Genomic DNA, 16,223 nt, shown 5'->3' with positions numbered 1-16,223 from the left:
CGACCGCCTATCCACGGGCGGCCCCGGATTTCGCGGGCCTGCGATGCAGCAGCCACAGGAACAGGATCGCGCCCAGCACGCCCAGCAGCGTGCCTGCGGGGATCTCGTACGGGTGGATGATCAGCCGCCCGGCCAGATCGCAGACCAGCACCAGCACCGCACCCGCCAGCGCCACCACCGGCAGCGACGCGCGCAGGTTGTCGCCCATGATGCGGGCCACCAGGTTCGGCACCACCAGCCCGACAAAGGGGATCATCCCCACCGTCGTCACCACCATCGCGGTCACCACCGACACCACCGCCAGCCCAAGGCGCATCACCGCCGCTGTGGACAGGCCCAGCCCCGTCGCCACCTGATCGCCCAGTCCCAGGATCGCGAAACGATCGGCGGCGAACCACGCCAGCCCCGCCGCCCCGCCGGCGATCCACAACAGTTCATAGCGACCCGAGACGACCCCCGAGAACTCTCCGCTGAACAGCCATGCGCCGACATATTGCATCAGATCGCTTTGCCAGCCGATGAAGGTCACGACCGAGCCCAAGACGCCCGACAGGACCAGTCCCGCGATGGGGACCAGCATCACCTCGCGCACGGGCAGGCGGCGGATCACGGCCAGAAACAGCGCGGTCGTGGCCATGGCCGACAGGCTGGCCGCGATCATGCGCAGCCACAGGGGGCTGGTGGGCCACAGGATGGTGATGGCCAACAGGCCAAGCGCCGCGCCCTCGGCCGTGCCCGACGTGTCGGGACCGACGAAACGGTTGCGCACCAGCGCTTGGATCAGCACGCCCGCCACCGACAGCGCCGCCCCGGTCAGCACCACCGACAGCGTGCGCGGCAGGCGCGATTCCAGCAGGACCAGCATGGCCTGCGGGTCGCGGAACGCGTCCGTCACGCGGATGTCGGCGGCACCGACCGTCAGGCTGGCCAGCATCAGCGCGACCAGCGCCGATGCCAGGGCGGGCAGGGGGCGCATCAGTCCGCGAAGGCCTGCGTCAGCTGGTCCAGCACTGCCATGGTCGAGCCGAAGCCCCCGGCCGAGATATAGGTCGCTGCCGGATCAAGCGCGACCACCTGGTCGTTCTGCCAGGCCGTCGTGCCCTGAACCAGATCGGATCGCAGGGTTTCCATCGCGCCCTGTCCGTCCTCGCCGATGGCGGCACCGCGGTCGACCACCAGCAGCCAGTCGGGATTGGCCTGGGCGATGAATTCGTGGCTGATCGCCTGGCCATGGGTGGCATCGTCCAGACCCGGCACGGCCTCGGTCAGGCCTGTCGCGTCAAAGATCCAGCCAAAGCGCGATCCGGCGCCATAGGCCGACATCTTGGGGCCGTTGGTCATCACGACCAGGCCGGTGCCCCGGTCCTGGGCCGCGGCGCGCAGGTCGTCCAGTTTCGTGTCCAGTTCGGCGGTCAGCTGCTGTGCCTCGGCAGTCTTGCCGAACAGGGTGCCATAGGTGTCGATCCGCGCGCGGGCATCGGCCAGAAGGTCCGTGCCAAAGGTCATGTCGATCGCGGGTGCGACCTGCGACACCGCAGCCAGTTGGGTCGAGGAGCGTCCGCCGACGATCACCAGATCGGGTGCCAGACCGGCCAGCGCCTCGAGGTCGGGTTCGAACAGCGTGCCGACGGGGGCGGCGTCCGCGGCCGCATCGCGCAGGGCGGGGACCAGGATATTGTCGATCGTGCCCGTGGGCGTCACGCCCAGGGCGGTGATCGTGTCCAGTGCGGCCATGTCATAGACCGCGACGCTGTCGGGGCTGTCCTGCAGGGTCACGGGACCCTGGGCGGTGTCGACGGTCACCTGGGCCAGGGCCGCGATGGGTGCGGTCGACAGGGCGGCGGCCACAAGGCCGGACAATGCGATGCGGCGCATGGCAATCCTTTCATCGGGGTTCGGCGTGGGGGCCTGAACATGGCCGCACGCCGGGTCGGCTTAGCGCCGTCGACGCCTCCGTGCAAGAATGGCAGGGTATTTTTGTCGGAATATCGCGGCGATTTGTTGACTCAATCGCTTTGGCATTTTAGGCGAAGGGTATCGCGAAAGGATATCCGATGCGCATGACTGCTGATTTCCCCACCGCCCGCGCCGCCGCGTTGACCGGCACCATGGCCAAGCATTTCGGTCACAAGATACCCGTGTCGCAGGGCGACAGCCATGCCGTGCTGACATTCGAAATGGGCGTAGCCCGGATCGAGGCCCGCGACGCATCGCTGCATCTGGAATTGGATGGTGCGGACGCCCCGGCGATGGAACGTCTGCGCGAGGTGGTCGAAAGCCACCTGTTACGATTCGCGCATCGCGAGGATCCTGCGCCCCTGTCATGGACGCCACCTGCCTGAAACGATGGTTGCCTGCTTGGCCGGTCACGCGATTTTCGCTGGATTGGCGGGCCGGTTTCTGCTCGAAGGGTCGCCTGACCGCAGTTCCGGGAACGGAGCAGGCGGCGCGCAATTCAGGCAGGACCGGCGATGAGCATCCATCTGTACCCGAACGACCTTCCCGATGATCTGGTGCTGGGCCCGGTCGTGGCCATCGACACCGAAACGATGGGCCTTGACCCACGCCGCGACCGGCTGTGCCTGGTGCAGCTGTCGGCGGGCGACGGAGAGGCGCATCTGGTCCAGATCGACCGCGGCCAGACCGAGGCCCCGAACCTGACCAAGCTGCTGACCGACCCCAAGGTGGTCAAGCTGTTCCATTTCGGTCGTTTCGACATTGCCGCGCTGGAGAATGCGTTCGGGGTCGTCACCTCGCCCGTCTGGTGCACCAAGATCGCCTCAAGGCTGGTACGGACGTTCACCGACCGGCACGGGCTGAAATACCTGCTGCAGGAGCTGGTCGGCGTCGATGTCAGCAAGCAGCAGCAGACCAGTGACTGGGGCGCAGCCGATCTGACGGACGCGCAGCTGGAATATGCCGCATCGGACGTGCTGCACCTGCACAAGCTGAAGCACGCCCTGGAAGAACGGCTGAAGCGCGAGAACCGGCTGGGTCTGGCGCAGGCCTGCTTTGACTTTCTGCCTGCGCGTGCCCATCTGGATCTGTTGGGCTGGGGTGACGAGGGCGACATCTTTCGCCATTGAGCGGGCAACGGGTATTTGGACAAAGAAGAAGGGCGGGGCGTGGCGGATTACATCGAGACGGCGCGACGGGTGATCGGGGTCGAGATCGCAGGGCTTGAGGCGCTGTCGGCGGGTCTGGGCGACGAATTCGCGCGTGCGGTGACGATGATCCTGGCCGTGCGCGGTCGCGTGATCGTGTCGGGCATGGGCAAGTCGGGCCATGTGGGCCGCAAGATCGCGGCGACATTCGCCTCGACCGGGACGCCCGCGCAGTTCGTGCACCCCGCCGAGGCCAGCCACGGCGACCTGGGCATGGTCACGCAAGCCGATCTGGCACTGGTGCTGTCCAACAGTGGCGAGACGCCGGAACTTGCCGACCTGATCGCACATACACGGCGGTTTTCGATCCCGCTGATCGGGGTGGCAGCGCGGCCGCAGTCGACGTTGATGCGGCAGGCCGACCTGGGGCTGGTGCTGCCCGCCGCGGCTGAGGCCTGCGGCAACGGGATCGTGCCCACGACCTCGACCACGATGACGCTGGCTTTGGGCGATGCGCTGGCCATCGCGCTGATGGAGCATCGCGCGTTCACGCCCGAACATTTCCGGACCTTTCATCCCGGCGGCAAGCTGGGTGCGCTGCTGGCCAAGGTGGGCGACCTGATGCACACCGACCTGCCGCTGGTCGGGCTGGACGCCCCCATGTCCGAGGCACTGCTGGTCATCAGTCAAAAGGGGTATGGCGTGACCGGGGTCGTGGACGGCGACGGTGCGCTGGCGGGAATCATCACCGACGGCGACCTGCGCCGCCACATGCAGGGCCTGCTGGATCTGGACGCGCGCGCCGTGATGACGCCCGCCCCCCGCACCATCGCGCCCGATGCACTGGCCGAGGCTGCGCTGGCCCAGATGCAGGACCGCAAGATCACCTGCCTGTTCGCGGTCGAGGACGGGCGCCCCCGCGGCATCCTGCACATCCACGACTGTTTGCGCGCCGGGCTGGTATGACCGTTTCGCGCACCCGCATCGTCCGGTGGCTGCGGGTGCTGTTGCCGCTGGTGGCGCTGGCGATGCTGTCGACGATGTTCCTGTTCAGCCGCGGGTCGGACACCGAATCGCGCATCCCCTATGCCGATGTCGATGCACAGGCCGCGGCGCGCGAAAACCGCGTCGTCGCCCCCGAATACAGCGGTGTGACCGGGGACGGGGCGCAGTTGACCCTGCGCGCGGCGACCGTGACGCCCGGCGGGTCCGGCGGGTCCGGCGGGGCGGCGGGGGACGTGGCACTGGATTGGCTGCGCCCCGACGGGTTGCGCGCCGATCTGACCGCGCCGCAGGCCGGGCTGACCGACGGGTTGGTCCGGTTGGAGGGTGGCGTGCGCATGACCACCAGCAGCGGCTGGCAGCTGGACGCACCCCAGATCGACGCGCGGACCAACACCTCGGTCATCCAGGCCGACCAGGGGGTCGAGGCGCAGGCGCCCTTTGGCCAAATCACCGCGGGCCGGATGCGGCTGGCGCCGGACGACGGGGCCGCCGGCGATTCGGCCGACGGCACGGCGGCAATCTTGAATTTCTCGGACGGCGTGCGTCTGATATACCAACCCTGACACCGGGCCGCTTGCCGCGCGCCCCAAGCCCTATCGAGGACCCGATGACCCTTCGCCCCCTGCTGATCGTGCTGGCGCTGGCCGCGCCGCTGCCCGCCCTGTCGCAGACCGCCTTTGGGGGGATGCAGGCCGACACGTCGGCCCCGGTCGAGGTTGCCGCCGACAATCTGGACGTCAATCAGGCCGACGGTACGGCGCTGTTCACCGGCAACGTGGTCATCGGGCAGGGCGCGATGCGCCTGTCTGCAGACCGCGTCGCGGTGCAATACGCGCCCGGTGACCAGCAGCGCATCGACAGCCTGACCGCGACCGGCAACGTCACGCTGGTCTCTGGAGAGGACGCCGCCGAGGCCGCCGAGGCGGTCTATGACGTGGCAGAGGGGTCTGTTCTGCTGACAGGCGACGTGCTGCTGAGCCAGGGCGGCAACGTCCTGGCGGGCGACCGGATGACGGTGGACCTTGCGACAGGCGCGGCCCAGGTCCAGGGGCGGGTGCGGTCTGTCCTGCAGCCGGGGGCAAACTGATGTCGGACCGGACGGGACTGGACGTGCGCGGCCTGCGCAAGTCCTATCGCAACCGCCCTGTGATCCGCGACGTGTCGATCCGCCTGCAGCGCGGAGAGGTCGTAGCCCTGCTGGGTCCGAACGGGTCGGGCAAGACGACGTGCTTTTACTGCATCGCGGGGCTGGTCACGGCCGATGCCGGGCAGGTGCTGATCGACGGGCGCGACGTCACGCGCCTGCCGATGTTCCGCCGTGCGCGCATGGGCATCGGTTATCTGCCGCAGGAAATGTCGATCTTTCGCGGCCTGACGGTGGAACAGAACATCATGGCGGCGCTGGAGGTGGCGGTCGACGACCCGCGCCACCGCCGCGATCGGCTGGAGGAACTGCTGGCCGATTTCTCGATCACGCATCTGCGGGGGGCGCCGGCGCTGGCGCTGTCGGGCGGCGAACGGCGGCGGGCCGAGATCGCGCGCTGTCTGGCGTCGGACCCCGGCTTTCTGCTGCTGGACGAGCCGTTTGCGGGCGTCGATCCCATCGCCGTGGGCGAGATCCGGACCCTGGTCCATGCGCTGAAATCGCGCGGCATCGGCGTGCTGATCACCGATCACAACGTGCGCGAGACCCTGGGTATCGTGGACCGGGCCTATATCCTGCACGACGGGCATGTGCTGATGTCGGGCACGACCGATCAGATCGTGGCGGATGCGCGCGTGCGCGAGGTCTATCTGGGCGACAGTTTCACCTTGTCCTGATCGTCCGCCCATCCGATTCCGGGTCACGCCCCCGTGTGGGCCGTTGACAGTCGCCGCGCGCTGTCACCAAATTGAGATATGCGGGTGCGGACATGCCGCCCCGTTCAACCCGTTCGCGCCCTTGCCGGCATCACTGGCGGGCAGGCGACGCGACGACGGGCAACCGGAGAGGAGTGACGATGCGCTATACCATCAGCGGAAAACACATCGATGTCGGGGATGCACTGACCACGCATGTCAAGACAGAGCTGGGTGAGACACTGGAGAAGTACTCTCAGCGTCCGACCGATGCCTCCGTAACCTTTTCCAAGGATGCCCATCAGTTCCTGTGCGATACGGTGGTGCATCTGTCCACCGGGCTGACCGTGCAGGCCCGTGGCAGTGCGAACGACAACATCTATGCCGCATTCGAGGCATGCCGCGAAAAGATGGACAAGCAATTGCGCCGCTACAAGCGTCGCCTGAAGGATCACCACAAGGATCACGCCGAACCGGTTGTCTTCGGTCAGGCCGACAGCTATGTGCTGGCCGCCGAGGAAGATGACGCAGAAGCGCAGGGCGGCAGCCTGGAGCCGATCATCATCGCCGAGATGGAAAGCCGTGTGCCCACCCTGTCGGTGGGTGATGCGGTGATGCACATGGAACTGTCCGGCAGCCCCCTGCTGGTGTTCCGCAACGAGAAGCATGGCGGCGTGAACGTCGTCCACCGCCGCGACGACGGCAATGTGGGCTGGATCGACCCGCGCGGCAACGGCTGACACCTGCCGCAGGTCCGGTCCCCAGACCGGTCGTGATACCGCCCCCGGACAGTCCTGTCTGGGGGCGGTTAGCTTGAGAAAGACAATGTGCCATGCAGCTTGCTGAAATCCTTAAGCCCGGTGCGGTCCGTTCCCTGGGGCAGGTCACCTCGAAAAAGCGACTGTTTCAGGAACTGGCCGATCTGGCCCATGCGGAATACGGGTTGAACGCGTCCGAGGTTCTGGACGCGCTGCAGGAACGCGAAAGCCTGGGTCCGACGGGCGTGGGGCAGGGCGTGGCCCTGCCGCATGCGCGGCTGCACGGGTTGGACAAGGTCGCGGGGTTGTTCCTGCGGCTGGACAAACCGTTGGATTTCGACGCGGTCGATCGCCAGCCGGTCGATCTGATCTTTGCGCTGCTGGCCCCCGAGAGCAGCGGCGTGGACCACCTCAAGGCACTGGCGCTGGTGTCGCGCACGCTGCGCGATCAGGATTTGCGGTCCAAGCTGCGGGCCAACGACGACCCCGTGGCGCTGCACGCGGTACTGTCCGCGGCGCAGGGGATCAAGGCCGCCTAACCCCGCCAACCGTACAAGACTGTTCAAATTAAACCGAATCGGCCCTATAATGCCTGGGGTGACACCCAAGGGAGGGCCAATCATGACCAGACATCACGCCGATCAGCCACGGATGCAGGGGGCCGCGCGCCTGCGCGAGTTTCTGCGCCTGGACCGAGAGGGCGGGCTGCACCGCGCCATCCGCGCCCTGCATGCGCGTCCGCATGCCCGCGCCGAAGCCAGCCGCAAGGCCGCCGAATACGCCCGCATCACGCGGGGTCACCTGAAATGACCCCGACAGGGACCGCCCGCCGGGGCGGCCCCGTCACGCAGTGTCAGGCGCGGACCAGCGCCTCATAGCTTGCGGCCACGTCGCGGGTGACCTGGCCCACCTGGAAATGCCAGTCGCCGATCTGTCCCACGGGCGTGACCTCGGCTGCGGTCCCGGTCAGCCAGCATTCCTGGAACGATTCCAGTTCGTCGGGCAGGATCCGGCGTTCGTGGACGGTCATGCCCTTGTCGCGCAGCATCTGCACGATGGTCTGGCGGGTGATGCCGTTCAAGAAACGGTCGGCCAGCGGTGTGTGAACCTCTCCGTCACGCACGAAAAAGATGTTGGCGCCGGTCGCCTCGGCCACGTAACCTTCCCAGTCCATGAACAGCGCGTCGGAACAGCCCTTGGCCTCGGCCGCATGTTTGGACATCGTGCAGATCATGTACAGGCCCGCAGCCTTGGCGGCGGTGGGGATGGTTTCCGGGCTGGGGCGTTTCCATTTGGCCACGTCCAGTTTCGCGCCCTGCCATTTCGCATCGCCGTAATAGCTGCCCCATTCCCACGCGGCGACCGCCATGCAGACCGGGTTGCGGGCAGCCGACACGCCCATGTCCAACCCCGACCCGCGCCATGCGACGACGCGGACATAGGCGTTCTCAAAGCCGTTGGCCTTCAGCACGGCCTTTTTGGCGGCGTCGATTTCCTCGGCGGTGTAGGGGATGGGCATGTCCAGCAGGCGTCCCGATTCCAGCAAGCGCAGCGAATGTTCGTGGCCCTTGAAGATCTTGCCGTCATAGCAGCGCTCGCCCTCAAAGACCGAGCTGGCATAGTGCATCGCATGGGTCAGGACGTGTACCTTGGCGTCACGCCAGTCCACCAGTTCCCCGTCCATCCAGATCTTGCCGTCGCGATCGTCGTAAGCCAGCATCATATGTCTCCATCCGTCGCCCGGTTGTTCATTTCTTGCGTCTGTCAGGGCGGATTTGGCATGTTTGTTACGCAAGATGCTTGACGGCTAGCAATCACGGATTAGAAAGTCAACAAGGCTGCCATATCCCGGGCAGTCGTGAAACAGAGGGTGCAGATGCAGGAAAAAGCGCGGATTCAGGCGATGATGGGCGAGGATCTGCTGTTCCTGACCGACGACCAGCTGCGCCGCGGGATCGAGGCGATGTTCTTTGCCTATCGCGCCTTTACCGCCGATCCGGACATGATCCTGGCGGACATGGATTACGGGCGCGCCCATCACCGCGCGCTGCATTTCGTCAATCGCGATCCGGGCTTGACGGTCACGTCGCTGCTGGCGGTGCTGGGGGTGACGAAACAGTCGCTGAACCGCGTGCTGCGCACCCTGATCGACGATGGGCTGGTCGACAGCCGCATCGGCCGCCGCGACCGCCGCGAACGCCAGCTGCACCTGACGGCCAAGGGCACCGCCCTGGAACGCCGCCTGTCCGAGGCACAGCGGGCGCGGATGCGCGCGGCCTATCGCAATGCGGGGCCGCAGGCGGTGTCGGGGTTCCGTCAGGTGCTGGAAGCGATGATGGACCCCGAGACGCGGGCGCAGTATCAGGCGCTCAAGGATCTGCCCGAAGACCGTTGAGGCCCCCATGACGCATACCGACTGCCATCTGCTGATCGTCGATGACGACGAACGCATCCGCGCGCTGCTTGGGCGGTTCCTGCGCAAGAACGGCTATATGGTCACCATGGCCCGCGATGCGGCCCAAGCCCGTCGCCTGCTGGCGGGGCTGGAGTTCGACCTGATCGTGATGGACGTGATGATGCCGGGCGAGGACGGTCTGGCCCTGACGCGCGCGCTGCGCGAGCGGATCGACACGCCGATCCTGCTTTTGACCGCCAAGGGCGAGACCGAGGACCGGATCAGCGGGCTGGAGAGTGGCGCCGACGATTACCTGCCCAAACCGTTCGAACCCCGAGAGCTGTTGCTGCGCATCGGGGCGATCCTGCGCCGTGTGCCGGTGGTCGAGGTGGCGCCGCCGAAATACCTGGCGCTGGGCGCGCTGCGGTATGACACCGACAAGGGCGAATTGTGGAACGGCGATGCGCCGCTGCGCCTGACCGGGACCGAGGTTTCTCTGCTGCGCCGGTTGGCGGCCAGTCGCGGCCAGCCGGTCAGCCGCGCCGACCTGATCGACGATCTGGGCCGCGGCGGCGACGACGAGAACGGTGAACGCGCCATCGACGTCCAGATCACTCGCCTGCGCCGCAAGATAGAGCCGGACCCGCGCGAACCCCGGTTCCTGCAGACGGTGCGGGGCACGGGCTATATGCTGGTGGTGGACTAGGGCGGTCCGCGGCCCTAGCGTGCGGCGATGAACGATCAGGCCACATATCGGGGAATCACGCTGGACGGCGACAGCGCGCTGGCGCTGCTGGACTGGCAGTTGGAGATGGGCTGCGACGTGCCCATGCTGGATGCGCCGGTCGACCGGTTCGACCTGCCGACGCGCGTGGCCCCCGCCGCCCCCGTGGCGCAGGCACCCCTGCCGCCCGCCGATGACGATCTGGCCGGTCGTGTGGCGCAGGCGCAGGCGCTGGCCGACGGGGCCGGCACGCTGGCCGCGCTGGCCGAGGCGCAACAGGGGTTCGACGGGATCGAACTGAAAAAGGGCGCGCGCAATTTCTGCTTTGCTGACGGCAACCCCCGCACCCGCGTCCTGATCCTGGGAGAGGCGCCCGGCGACGAGGAGGACCGGCAGGGCCGTCCCTTTGTGGGTCGCGCGGGGCAGATGCTGGACCGCATGTTCGCGGCCATCGGGCTGGCGCGCGACGGGGTCGATGCCGAACATGCATTCTATGTCACCAACGTGCTGACATGGCGCCCGCCCGGCAATCGCGACCCCGAGCCCGATGAAATTGCCGTGAGCCTGCCGTTCCTGCGGCGCCATGTCGACCTGGTGAACCCCGACCTGATCGTGCTGATGGGCAACATCGCCTGTCAGGCCGCGATCGAGAAACGCGGCATCCTGCGCCTGCGCGGCCAGTGGGTGCAGGCGTTCGGGCGTCCTGCGCTGCCGATGACGCACCCGTCCTATCTGTTGCGCAACCCTGCCGCCAAGCGCGACGCATGGGCGGACCTTCTGTCGCTGCAGGCGCGGCTGGAATCGCTTTCCGTTTAGGTTTCGTTTGCCCATCATGCGCTATCCCGGCCATCCCATAGATGGACCATCCGCATGCGTTTCCTGTCCCGCAGCCTTTTGGGGCTGTTCCTGACCTTTCTGACGCTGGCCCTGCTGCTGCTGGCAGCGGGGATGGTGTGGCGTGCCGTGACCCCGGACGGGGACGGTGCCACCGCGCGTGCGCCCGCCGAACAGGTCTATGCCGCGCGGCTGGTGACGGTCGCGCCGGTGGTGGTCCAGCCCCAGATGGAGGTCTTTGGTCAGGTCTGGTCGCGACGCGAATTGCAGCTGCGCGCGGGCGCGGGGGGGCGGATCGTCCAGCTGGACCCGGCCCTGCAGGAGGGCGGCACGGTGGTCGCGGGCCAGTTGCTGGCGCGCATCGACCCCGCGGCCGCGCAGGCGGCGCTGGACAGCAGCCAGGCGGAACGCGCCGACGCCCAGGGCACGCTGGAGGATGCGGGCCGCCGCGTCGACATCGCGGCCCAGGACGTGTCCGCCGCGGAACGCCAGGCCGAGCTGCGCGAGGCCGCCGTGACGCGGCAGGAACAGCTGGCCGACCGGGGTCTGGGCACCAGCCTGGACCGGGAGACCGCCGAACTGGCCGCATCCACGGCCAGCCAGACCGTGATCGCCGCCCGCGCGGCCCAGGCCGATGCGCTAAGCGCCGTCACCGCCGCCGAAAACGCCCTGCGTCGGGCCGAGATCGCCGTGACCGAGGCCCGCCGCGGCTTGGTCGACACCGAACTGCGCGCGGGGTTCGACGGGCACGTCACCGCCGTGACCGCGGTCGAGGGCGCGTTGGTCAGCGTGAACGAACAGCTGGCGACCGTCATCGACCCCGGCGCGCTGGAATTGCAGATCCCGCTGTCGCTGGACCAGTTCGGACGTCTGCTGGACCCGGATGGGGCGCTGTTGGACCGAACCGTGACGGTCACGCTGGACGGCAGCGCGGGCCCGCTGGTCGCGCAGGCCCGGCTGGACCGGGCGGCGGCATCCGTGGCCGAGGGGACGACGGGGCGGGTGGTCTATGCCCGGCTGATCGACGGGGCGCAGGCGTTGCGTCCGGGCGATTTCGTGACCGCGTCGATTGCTGAACCGGCGCTGTCCGACGCCGCGATCATTCCTGCGGCGGCACTGGGGTCGGACGGCGCGGTGCTGGTGGCGGGGGACGATGGGCGCCTGCAGGCGACCCCTGTGACCGTGCTGCGCCGCCAGGCCGACGACCTGATCATCGCGGTGCCGGCCGATCTGGCGGGCGCGCGCATCGTCGCCGAACGCGCGCCGCAACTGGGCACCGGCATCCGCGTGCGCGACGCGGCCGACCCTGCCCCGGCGCGGGCGCCCGATCAGCGCGTGCAGGGCCGGGGCCCCGCTCGTGGATAAGCGCCCCGGCCTGATCGGCACCTTTGTCCGCCACGCCACGCTGGCCAACCTGCTGTTGGCGGTGATGGTCGTGGCGGGACTGTATTCCGCCCCGCGCCTCAGGGCGCAGTTCTTTCCCGACACCGTGGTTCAGCAGATCCAGGTCGTCGTCCGTTGGGACGGGGCTGGGGCTGACGACGTGGACCGGTCCGTTGTCGGCGTGCTGGAGCCCGCGCTGATCGCGGTCGAGGGGGTGTCCCTGACCGAGAGTCAGTCCAGCCAGGGCGCCGCCCGCATCACGCTGGAGTTCGAGCCGGACTGGGACATGTCCCGCGCCACCGGCGAGGTCGAGGCCGCCATCGCCGCCGCGGGCGACCTGCCCGAGGGCGCCGAGGACCCCGAGGTCACCCGCCGCGCCTGGCGCGATTCGGTGACCGATGTGGTGATCTCCGGCCCCGTCGGTCTGGATCAGCTGGGCCGCATCGCGGACGACCTGACCAACCGCCTGTATGCCCGCGGGATCACGCGGCTGTCCGTCACCGGCCTGTCCGCCCCAGAAACCCTGGTCGAGCTGCGCATGGCCGACCTAGTGCGCCACGACGTCACGCTGGAACAGATCGCGTCCACCATCGCCGCCGCCGCCGCGCCGACGCCTGCGGGTGATGTGGCGGCGGGCCTGTCGCGCGTGCGGACGGGGGCGGACACGCGCACGCCCGAACAGGTCGCGGCACTGGTGCTGTCAGCCGCGCCCGACGGCACCCAACTGACCATCGGCGACGTGGCGCAGGTGCGCGACACCGGCATCGACCGGGGCGTGGCCTATTTCGTCGAGGGCAACCCGGCGGTCACCATCTCTGTCCAGCGCAGCGCGTCGGGGGACGCGATCGGCATGCAGCAGGAGGTGCAGGCCGCGGTCGATGCCGTGGCCCCGACCCTGCCGCAGGGGGTCACGGCGGACCTGATCCGGGCGCGGGCCGAACAGATCTCGGCCCGGCTGTCGCTGTTGATGGACAACGCCGTGCTGGGTCTGGGGCTGGTGCTGGGGCTGTTGTTCCTGTTCCTGAACGCGCGCACCGCGATCTGGGTCGCGGCGGGTATCCCGGCCGCGCTGCTGGCGGCGGTGGCGATGATGTACGCGGTGGGCATGACGATCAACATGATCTCTCTGTTCGCGCTGATCCTGACACTGGGCATCATCGTGGACGATGCCATCGTGGTGGGCGAACACGCCGATTACCGCGCCCGCAAGCTGGGCGAACCGCCCCTGATCGCCGCCGAACGCGCCGCGGGCGCGATGGGCGCGCCTGTGATCGCATCGACCCTGACCACAATCATCGCGTTCGCGGGGCTGGTGCTGATCGGCGGACAGTTCGGATCGCTGGTGTCCGACATCCCGCTGACGGTGATTCTGGTGCTGGCGGCATCGCTGATCGAATGTTTCCTGGTCCTGCCCAACCACATGGCCCACGCGCTGGCCCATCACGGCAAGGACCGCTGGTACGACCGGCCATCGGTCTTTGTGAACCGCTGGCTGGACCGTTTCATTGCCACGCTGCTGCGACCGCTGGCGCGGGTGGTGCTGTTGGCGCGCTATCCGGTGCTGGCTCTGGTCATGGTGGGGTTCGCGTGGTCTGCGGCGGCGCTGATCAGCGGGTCGGTGCCGTGGCGGTTCTTTGATTCGCCCGAACAGGGCAGCGTGTCGGGCAATTTTGCCATGCTGGAGGGCGCCACCCGTGACGACACCCTGCGTGTCATGGGGCTGGTTCAGGACGCGGTCGATCAGGTCGCGGCGACCTATGAGGACGAATACGGCATCAACCCGCTGACCCATGTGATGACCCAGGTGGGCGGCAATTCGGGCCGTCCCCTGCCGGGGGCCGAGACCAAGGACGCCGACCTGCTGGGTGCCGTCCAGATGGAACTGATCGACCCCGATTTCCGCCCCTATTCCAGCTTTGAACTGGTCGCCGCCCTGCAGGAGGCGATGCCCGCCGATCCGCGTCTGGAAACGATCAGCTTTCGCGGCGGCCGATCGGGGCCGGGTGGCGATGCGATTTCGGTCGTGATGACCGGGGCCGAGGCTGCGACCCTGAAGGCCGCCGCCGAGGCGCTCAAGGCGCGGCTGGCCGAGGCACCGGAGGTCTCCGCGCTGGAAGACAGCCTGGATTACGACAAGGACGAACTGGCCCTGCGCCTGACGCCGCAGGGCGAGGCCGTGGGGTTCACCACCGACGGTCTTGCGCGCGAATTGCGACAGCGCCTTGGCGGGATCGAGGCCGCGACATGGCCCGAAGGCACCCGCACCGGCGCCATCACCGTCGAGCTGGCCGAGGACGACCGCCGCGCCGATTTTCTGCAGCGGATGCAGATGCGCACCGCGTCGGGGGCGTGGGTGCCGTTGGGCGATATCGTCTCGGTCACCACCGAGGCCGGGTTTTCCGTCGTCCGCCGCGAAAACGGAGAGCGGATGATCGAGGTCACGGGCGACATTTCCGGCGATGATCCGGCCCGCGCGGCGGCGATCACCGCCGACCTGCAGACCCGCCTGCTGCCCGACATCGCCGCCGAATTCGGCATCAGCTATGACGTGACCGGTCTGGCCCAGCAGGAACGCGAGTTCCTGTCAGAGGCGCTGATCGGGTTCGCGATGGCCCTGACCGGGATCTACATGGTGCTGGCCTGGATCTTTGCCAGTTGGACGCGGCCGCTGGTCGTGATGTCGGTCATTCCGTTCGGGCTGATCGGTGCGGTCTGGGGACATGCGGCATGGGGCCTGCCGCTGAGCCTGTTTTCGGTCGTCGGGCTGATCGGCATGTCCGGCATCATCATCAACGATTCCATCGTGCTGATCTCGACCATCGACGAATACCGGACCACCCGCGCCTTGCGGCCCGCGATCATCGACGCCGTCTCCGACCGGTTCCGGCCCGTGCTGCTGACCACCGCAACGACCGTGCTGGGGCTGGCGCCGCTGCTGTATGAACGGTCGTCGCAGGCGTTGTTCCTGAAGCCAACCGTGGTGACGCTGGCCTATGGGCTGGGGTTCGGGATGGTGCTGGTGTTGTTGGTCGTGCCGGCGGTGCTGGTCGTGGGCGACGATCTGGCCCGCGCCCGCCGCGCCTTTCGCCGCAGCCTGCGGGCGGGGCCATTGCGTGGCGCGATGCGCGGGGCTGTCGTCGCGGCTGTTGCGGGGCTGGCGCTGTTGCTGGGTCCGGTGACGGTGCTGCCCGCGATGGGATTTGCCGCCCCCGGCTGGTGGCCGGGGGCCGGGGGCGCATTGCTGGCCTATGTGGTGCTGTTGGCCATGGTGATGCTGATCACCACAATGGCACAGGGCAGGCGTGCGCGGACCTAGTCGGCCGCGCAGCCGGTTGTTTCTGTGGCGCGGCCCCCGTCGGCGGGGATCACTGTCAGGCGCAGCGCGTCGCGGTCCAGATCGAACGGCTTGCCCGAGGGCGCGACCATTTCAACGACCGCCTGCAGCCCCTTGGGTCCGGGAACGATATCGGCTGCCGACACCCAGACCTGCGGATTATCGGTCAGTTCGACCGCGGCCAGCGTGGCATCACCCTGCGGCAGGTCCATCGCAACGCGCAGCCCGTCGGCCAGCGGCGTGATGTAGCATGCGGGGTCGCTGTCCAGCCGCTGTGGTTCTGCGGCCAGCGCGCGGGTGATCACCGGGTCGGACTGGGTGCCGACCGGTGGCGCGCGCAGTTCCAGGTGGACGGGAACGCAGATGTTCTCGCACACGCCGACGTCGATCTGGGCGGTGATATCGACGGGCTTGCCGGGATCCTGCGGATAGGCGGTCAGCGGCAGGACCAGGCGGTCGTGATAGCCCATCTCCAGCGTCTCTCCGGACCGGATTGCCTGGGGCGCGGGCCAGTGCATCGTGACGTGGGACAGATTGTCCGACCCAACCCAGTCCAGCTGTGGCGGCAACCCGGTGTCGCCGGGGCTGCGCCAGTATGTCTTCCAGCCGGGTTCCAGCAGCAGTTCCAGTGCCAGGACCCGCGCGCCGTCCGGTTCGGTCCATCCGGGCAGCAGTTGCGCACCGCGAAGGCCCGGCGGCAGTTCGTTCTGTGCGATGGCGGGACCGGCCAGGACAAGCGCCAGGGCGGCGGCAAGGGGTATGCAAGGGCGATGTGTCATGCCCTTGTCCTAGCGCCCGCGCGGCAACGGCGGAAAGTCACAATTGCGCGCAAGCCTTGCAACATCCC

General features: G+C 68.2%; 18 protein-coding genes. 14 read left to right on the top strand and 4 right to left on the bottom strand.

Annotation, left to right across the window (positions count from 1 at the left end):
• Positions 1 to 7: 7 nt before the first annotated feature.
• Together ACJJVR_RS06755 and ACJJVR_RS06750 are read right to left on the bottom strand one after the other, a co-directional pair.
• Positions 8 to 976, bottom strand: coding sequence for an ABC transporter permease (locus ACJJVR_RS06755; RefSeq protein WP_405403238.1), 969 nt, complete (start codon positions 974 to 976; stop codon positions 8 to 10).
• Complete coding sequence (locus ACJJVR_RS06750) at positions 976 to 1,875, bottom strand: siderophore ABC transporter substrate-binding protein (RefSeq protein ID WP_405403236.1); 900 nt, start codon at positions 1,873 to 1,875, stop codon at positions 976 to 978. The genes ACJJVR_RS06755 and ACJJVR_RS06750 overlap by 1 nt, the downstream gene beginning before the upstream one ends.
• A 179-nt stretch (positions 1,876 to 2,054) precedes the next feature.
• Between ACJJVR_RS06750 and ACJJVR_RS06745 the strand changes: the two genes are divergently transcribed.
• From ACJJVR_RS06745 to ACJJVR_RS06705, 9 genes are all read left to right on the top strand, one after another.
• Entirely contained in the window at positions 2,055 to 2,342 is a 288-nt protein-coding gene (locus tag ACJJVR_RS06745) for a DUF2218 domain-containing protein (RefSeq protein ID WP_405403234.1), read from the top strand.
• A gap of 129 nt (positions 2,343 to 2,471) precedes the next feature.
• Positions 2,472 to 3,086, top strand: a complete 615-nt coding sequence (locus ACJJVR_RS06740; protein ID WP_405403233.1) for a ribonuclease D — start codon at positions 2,472 to 2,474, stop codon at positions 3,084 to 3,086.
• A gap of 39 nt (positions 3,087 to 3,125) precedes the next feature.
• Positions 3,126 to 4,070, top strand: a complete 945-nt coding sequence (locus tag ACJJVR_RS06735) for an SIS domain-containing protein (RefSeq protein ID WP_405403231.1) — start codon at positions 3,126 to 3,128, stop codon at positions 4,068 to 4,070.
• Positions 4,067 to 4,672, top strand: coding sequence for a hypothetical protein (locus tag ACJJVR_RS06730; protein ID WP_405403229.1), 606 nt, complete (start codon positions 4,067 to 4,069; stop codon positions 4,670 to 4,672). Before ACJJVR_RS06735 ends, ACJJVR_RS06730 begins: the two co-directional genes overlap by 4 nt.
• A 44-nt stretch (positions 4,673 to 4,716) precedes the next feature.
• Complete coding sequence (lptA, locus tag ACJJVR_RS06725; RefSeq protein WP_405403227.1) at positions 4,717 to 5,196, top strand: lipopolysaccharide transport periplasmic protein LptA; 480 nt, start codon at positions 4,717 to 4,719, stop codon at positions 5,194 to 5,196.
• Positions 5,196 to 5,930, top strand: a complete 735-nt coding sequence (lptB, locus tag ACJJVR_RS06720; protein WP_405403225.1) for an LPS export ABC transporter ATP-binding protein — start codon at positions 5,196 to 5,198, stop codon at positions 5,928 to 5,930. Before lptA ends, lptB begins: the two co-directional genes overlap by 1 nt.
• A gap of 179 nt (positions 5,931 to 6,109) precedes the next feature.
• Positions 6,110 to 6,688: a ribosome hibernation-promoting factor, HPF/YfiA family gene (hpf, locus tag ACJJVR_RS06715; protein ID WP_405403223.1), complete on the top strand. Its 579-nt coding sequence runs from the start codon at positions 6,110 to 6,112 to the stop codon at positions 6,686 to 6,688.
• Between the two features lie 92 nt (positions 6,689 to 6,780).
• On the top strand, positions 6,781 to 7,245 hold the full coding sequence (locus ACJJVR_RS06710; RefSeq protein WP_405403222.1) for a PTS sugar transporter subunit IIA: 465 nt from the start codon (positions 6,781 to 6,783) through the stop codon (positions 7,243 to 7,245).
• An 82-nt stretch (positions 7,246 to 7,327) separates the two neighbouring features.
• A complete protein-coding gene (locus ACJJVR_RS06705; protein WP_405403221.1) occupies positions 7,328 to 7,516 on the top strand; it encodes a hypothetical protein in 189 nt (62 codons plus the stop codon).
• A gap of 43 nt (positions 7,517 to 7,559) precedes the next feature.
• On the opposite strand, the gene ACJJVR_RS06700 is transcribed toward ACJJVR_RS06705, so the two are convergent.
• Entirely contained in the window at positions 7,560 to 8,429 is an 870-nt protein-coding gene (locus tag ACJJVR_RS06700) for a branched-chain amino acid aminotransferase (protein WP_405403220.1), read from the bottom strand.
• A 153-nt stretch (positions 8,430 to 8,582) separates the two neighbouring features.
• On the opposite strand from ACJJVR_RS06700, the gene ACJJVR_RS06695 reads away from it, so the two are divergent.
• Genes ACJJVR_RS06695 through ACJJVR_RS06675 form a run of 5 tightly spaced genes read left to right on the top strand, consistent with a single transcriptional unit; the run spans position 8,583 to position 15,358 of the window.
• Positions 8,583 to 9,101, top strand: a complete 519-nt coding sequence (locus ACJJVR_RS06695) for a MarR family winged helix-turn-helix transcriptional regulator (RefSeq protein WP_405403218.1) — start codon at positions 8,583 to 8,585, stop codon at positions 9,099 to 9,101.
• Positions 9,102 to 9,108: 7 nt separating this feature from the next.
• Positions 9,109 to 9,807 (top strand): response regulator, encoded by a 699-nt coding sequence (locus tag ACJJVR_RS06690; protein WP_405403216.1) that lies wholly within the window; start codon positions 9,109 to 9,111, stop codon positions 9,805 to 9,807.
• A gap of 27 nt (positions 9,808 to 9,834) precedes the next feature.
• Positions 9,835 to 10,641 carry a uracil-DNA glycosylase family protein gene (locus tag ACJJVR_RS06685; RefSeq protein WP_405403215.1) on the top strand — a complete coding sequence of 269 codons (807 nt, stop codon included), beginning with the start codon at positions 9,835 to 9,837 and terminating at the stop codon, positions 10,639 to 10,641.
• Positions 10,642 to 10,695: 54 nt separating this feature from the next.
• On the top strand, positions 10,696 to 12,024 hold the full coding sequence (locus tag ACJJVR_RS06680; RefSeq protein WP_405403214.1) for an efflux RND transporter periplasmic adaptor subunit: 1,329 nt from the start codon (positions 10,696 to 10,698) through the stop codon (positions 12,022 to 12,024).
• Entirely contained in the window at positions 12,017 to 15,358 is a 3,342-nt protein-coding gene (locus ACJJVR_RS06675) for an efflux RND transporter permease subunit (RefSeq protein WP_405403213.1), read from the top strand. The genes ACJJVR_RS06680 and ACJJVR_RS06675 overlap by 8 nt, the downstream gene beginning before the upstream one ends.
• Here ACJJVR_RS06675 and ACJJVR_RS06670 read toward each other — a convergent pair.
• Positions 15,355 to 16,155, bottom strand: coding sequence for a protein-disulfide reductase DsbD domain-containing protein (locus ACJJVR_RS06670; protein ID WP_405403212.1), 801 nt, complete (start codon positions 16,153 to 16,155; stop codon positions 15,355 to 15,357). The two genes, ACJJVR_RS06675 and ACJJVR_RS06670, sit on opposite strands and share 4 nt — an antisense overlap.
• Positions 16,156 to 16,223: the final 68 nt, after the last annotated feature.

Source organism: Paracoccus sp. Ld10, assembly GCF_045064235.1.
In the GTDB taxonomy this organism is placed as follows: domain Bacteria; phylum Pseudomonadota; class Alphaproteobacteria; order Rhodobacterales; family Rhodobacteraceae; genus Paracoccus.
The sequence above is the reverse complement of the archived record's forward strand: the minus strand, read 5'-3'. Positions and strand labels throughout refer to the sequence as shown.

What these genes read in the sequence shown, in the direction of transcription:
- ACJJVR_RS06710 (WP_405403222.1), top strand. Translation starts at nt 6,781, where the DNA reads ATGCAGCTTGCTGAAATCCTTAAGCCCGGTGCGGTCCGTTCCCTGGGG.
- ACJJVR_RS06695 (WP_405403218.1), top strand. Translation starts at nt 8,583, where the DNA reads ATGCAGGAAAAAGCGCGGATTCAGGCGATGATGGGCGAGGATCTGCTG.
- lptA (WP_405403227.1), top strand. Translation starts at nt 4,717, where the DNA reads ATGACCCTTCGCCCCCTGCTGATCGTGCTGGCGCTGGCCGCGCCGCTG.
- ACJJVR_RS06700 (WP_405403220.1), bottom strand. Translation starts at nt 8,429, where the DNA reads ATGATGCTGGCTTACGACGATCGCGACGGCAAGATCTGGATGGACGGG.
- ACJJVR_RS06670 (WP_405403212.1), bottom strand. Translation starts at nt 16,155, where the DNA reads ATGACACATCGCCCTTGCATACCCCTTGCCGCCGCCCTGGCGCTTGTC.
- ACJJVR_RS06740 (WP_405403233.1), top strand. Translation starts at nt 2,472, where the DNA reads ATGAGCATCCATCTGTACCCGAACGACCTTCCCGATGATCTGGTGCTG.
- ACJJVR_RS06685 (WP_405403215.1), top strand. Translation starts at nt 9,835, where the DNA reads ATGAACGATCAGGCCACATATCGGGGAATCACGCTGGACGGCGACAGC.
- ACJJVR_RS06745 (WP_405403234.1), top strand. Translation starts at nt 2,055, where the DNA reads ATGCGCATGACTGCTGATTTCCCCACCGCCCGCGCCGCCGCGTTGACC.
- hpf (WP_405403223.1), top strand. Translation starts at nt 6,110, where the DNA reads ATGCGCTATACCATCAGCGGAAAACACATCGATGTCGGGGATGCACTG.
- lptB (WP_405403225.1), top strand. Translation starts at nt 5,196, where the DNA reads ATGTCGGACCGGACGGGACTGGACGTGCGCGGCCTGCGCAAGTCCTAT.
- ACJJVR_RS06690 (WP_405403216.1), top strand. Translation starts at nt 9,109, where the DNA reads ATGACGCATACCGACTGCCATCTGCTGATCGTCGATGACGACGAACGC.
- ACJJVR_RS06755 (WP_405403238.1), bottom strand. Translation starts at nt 976, where the DNA reads ATGCGCCCCCTGCCCGCCCTGGCATCGGCGCTGGTCGCGCTGATGCTG.
- ACJJVR_RS06730 (WP_405403229.1), top strand. Translation starts at nt 4,067, where the DNA reads ATGACCGTTTCGCGCACCCGCATCGTCCGGTGGCTGCGGGTGCTGTTG.
- ACJJVR_RS06750 (WP_405403236.1), bottom strand. Translation starts at nt 1,875, where the DNA reads ATGCGCCGCATCGCATTGTCCGGCCTTGTGGCCGCCGCCCTGTCGACC.
- ACJJVR_RS06680 (WP_405403214.1), top strand. Translation starts at nt 10,696, where the DNA reads ATGCGTTTCCTGTCCCGCAGCCTTTTGGGGCTGTTCCTGACCTTTCTG.
- ACJJVR_RS06705 (WP_405403221.1), top strand. Translation starts at nt 7,328, where the DNA reads ATGACCAGACATCACGCCGATCAGCCACGGATGCAGGGGGCCGCGCGC.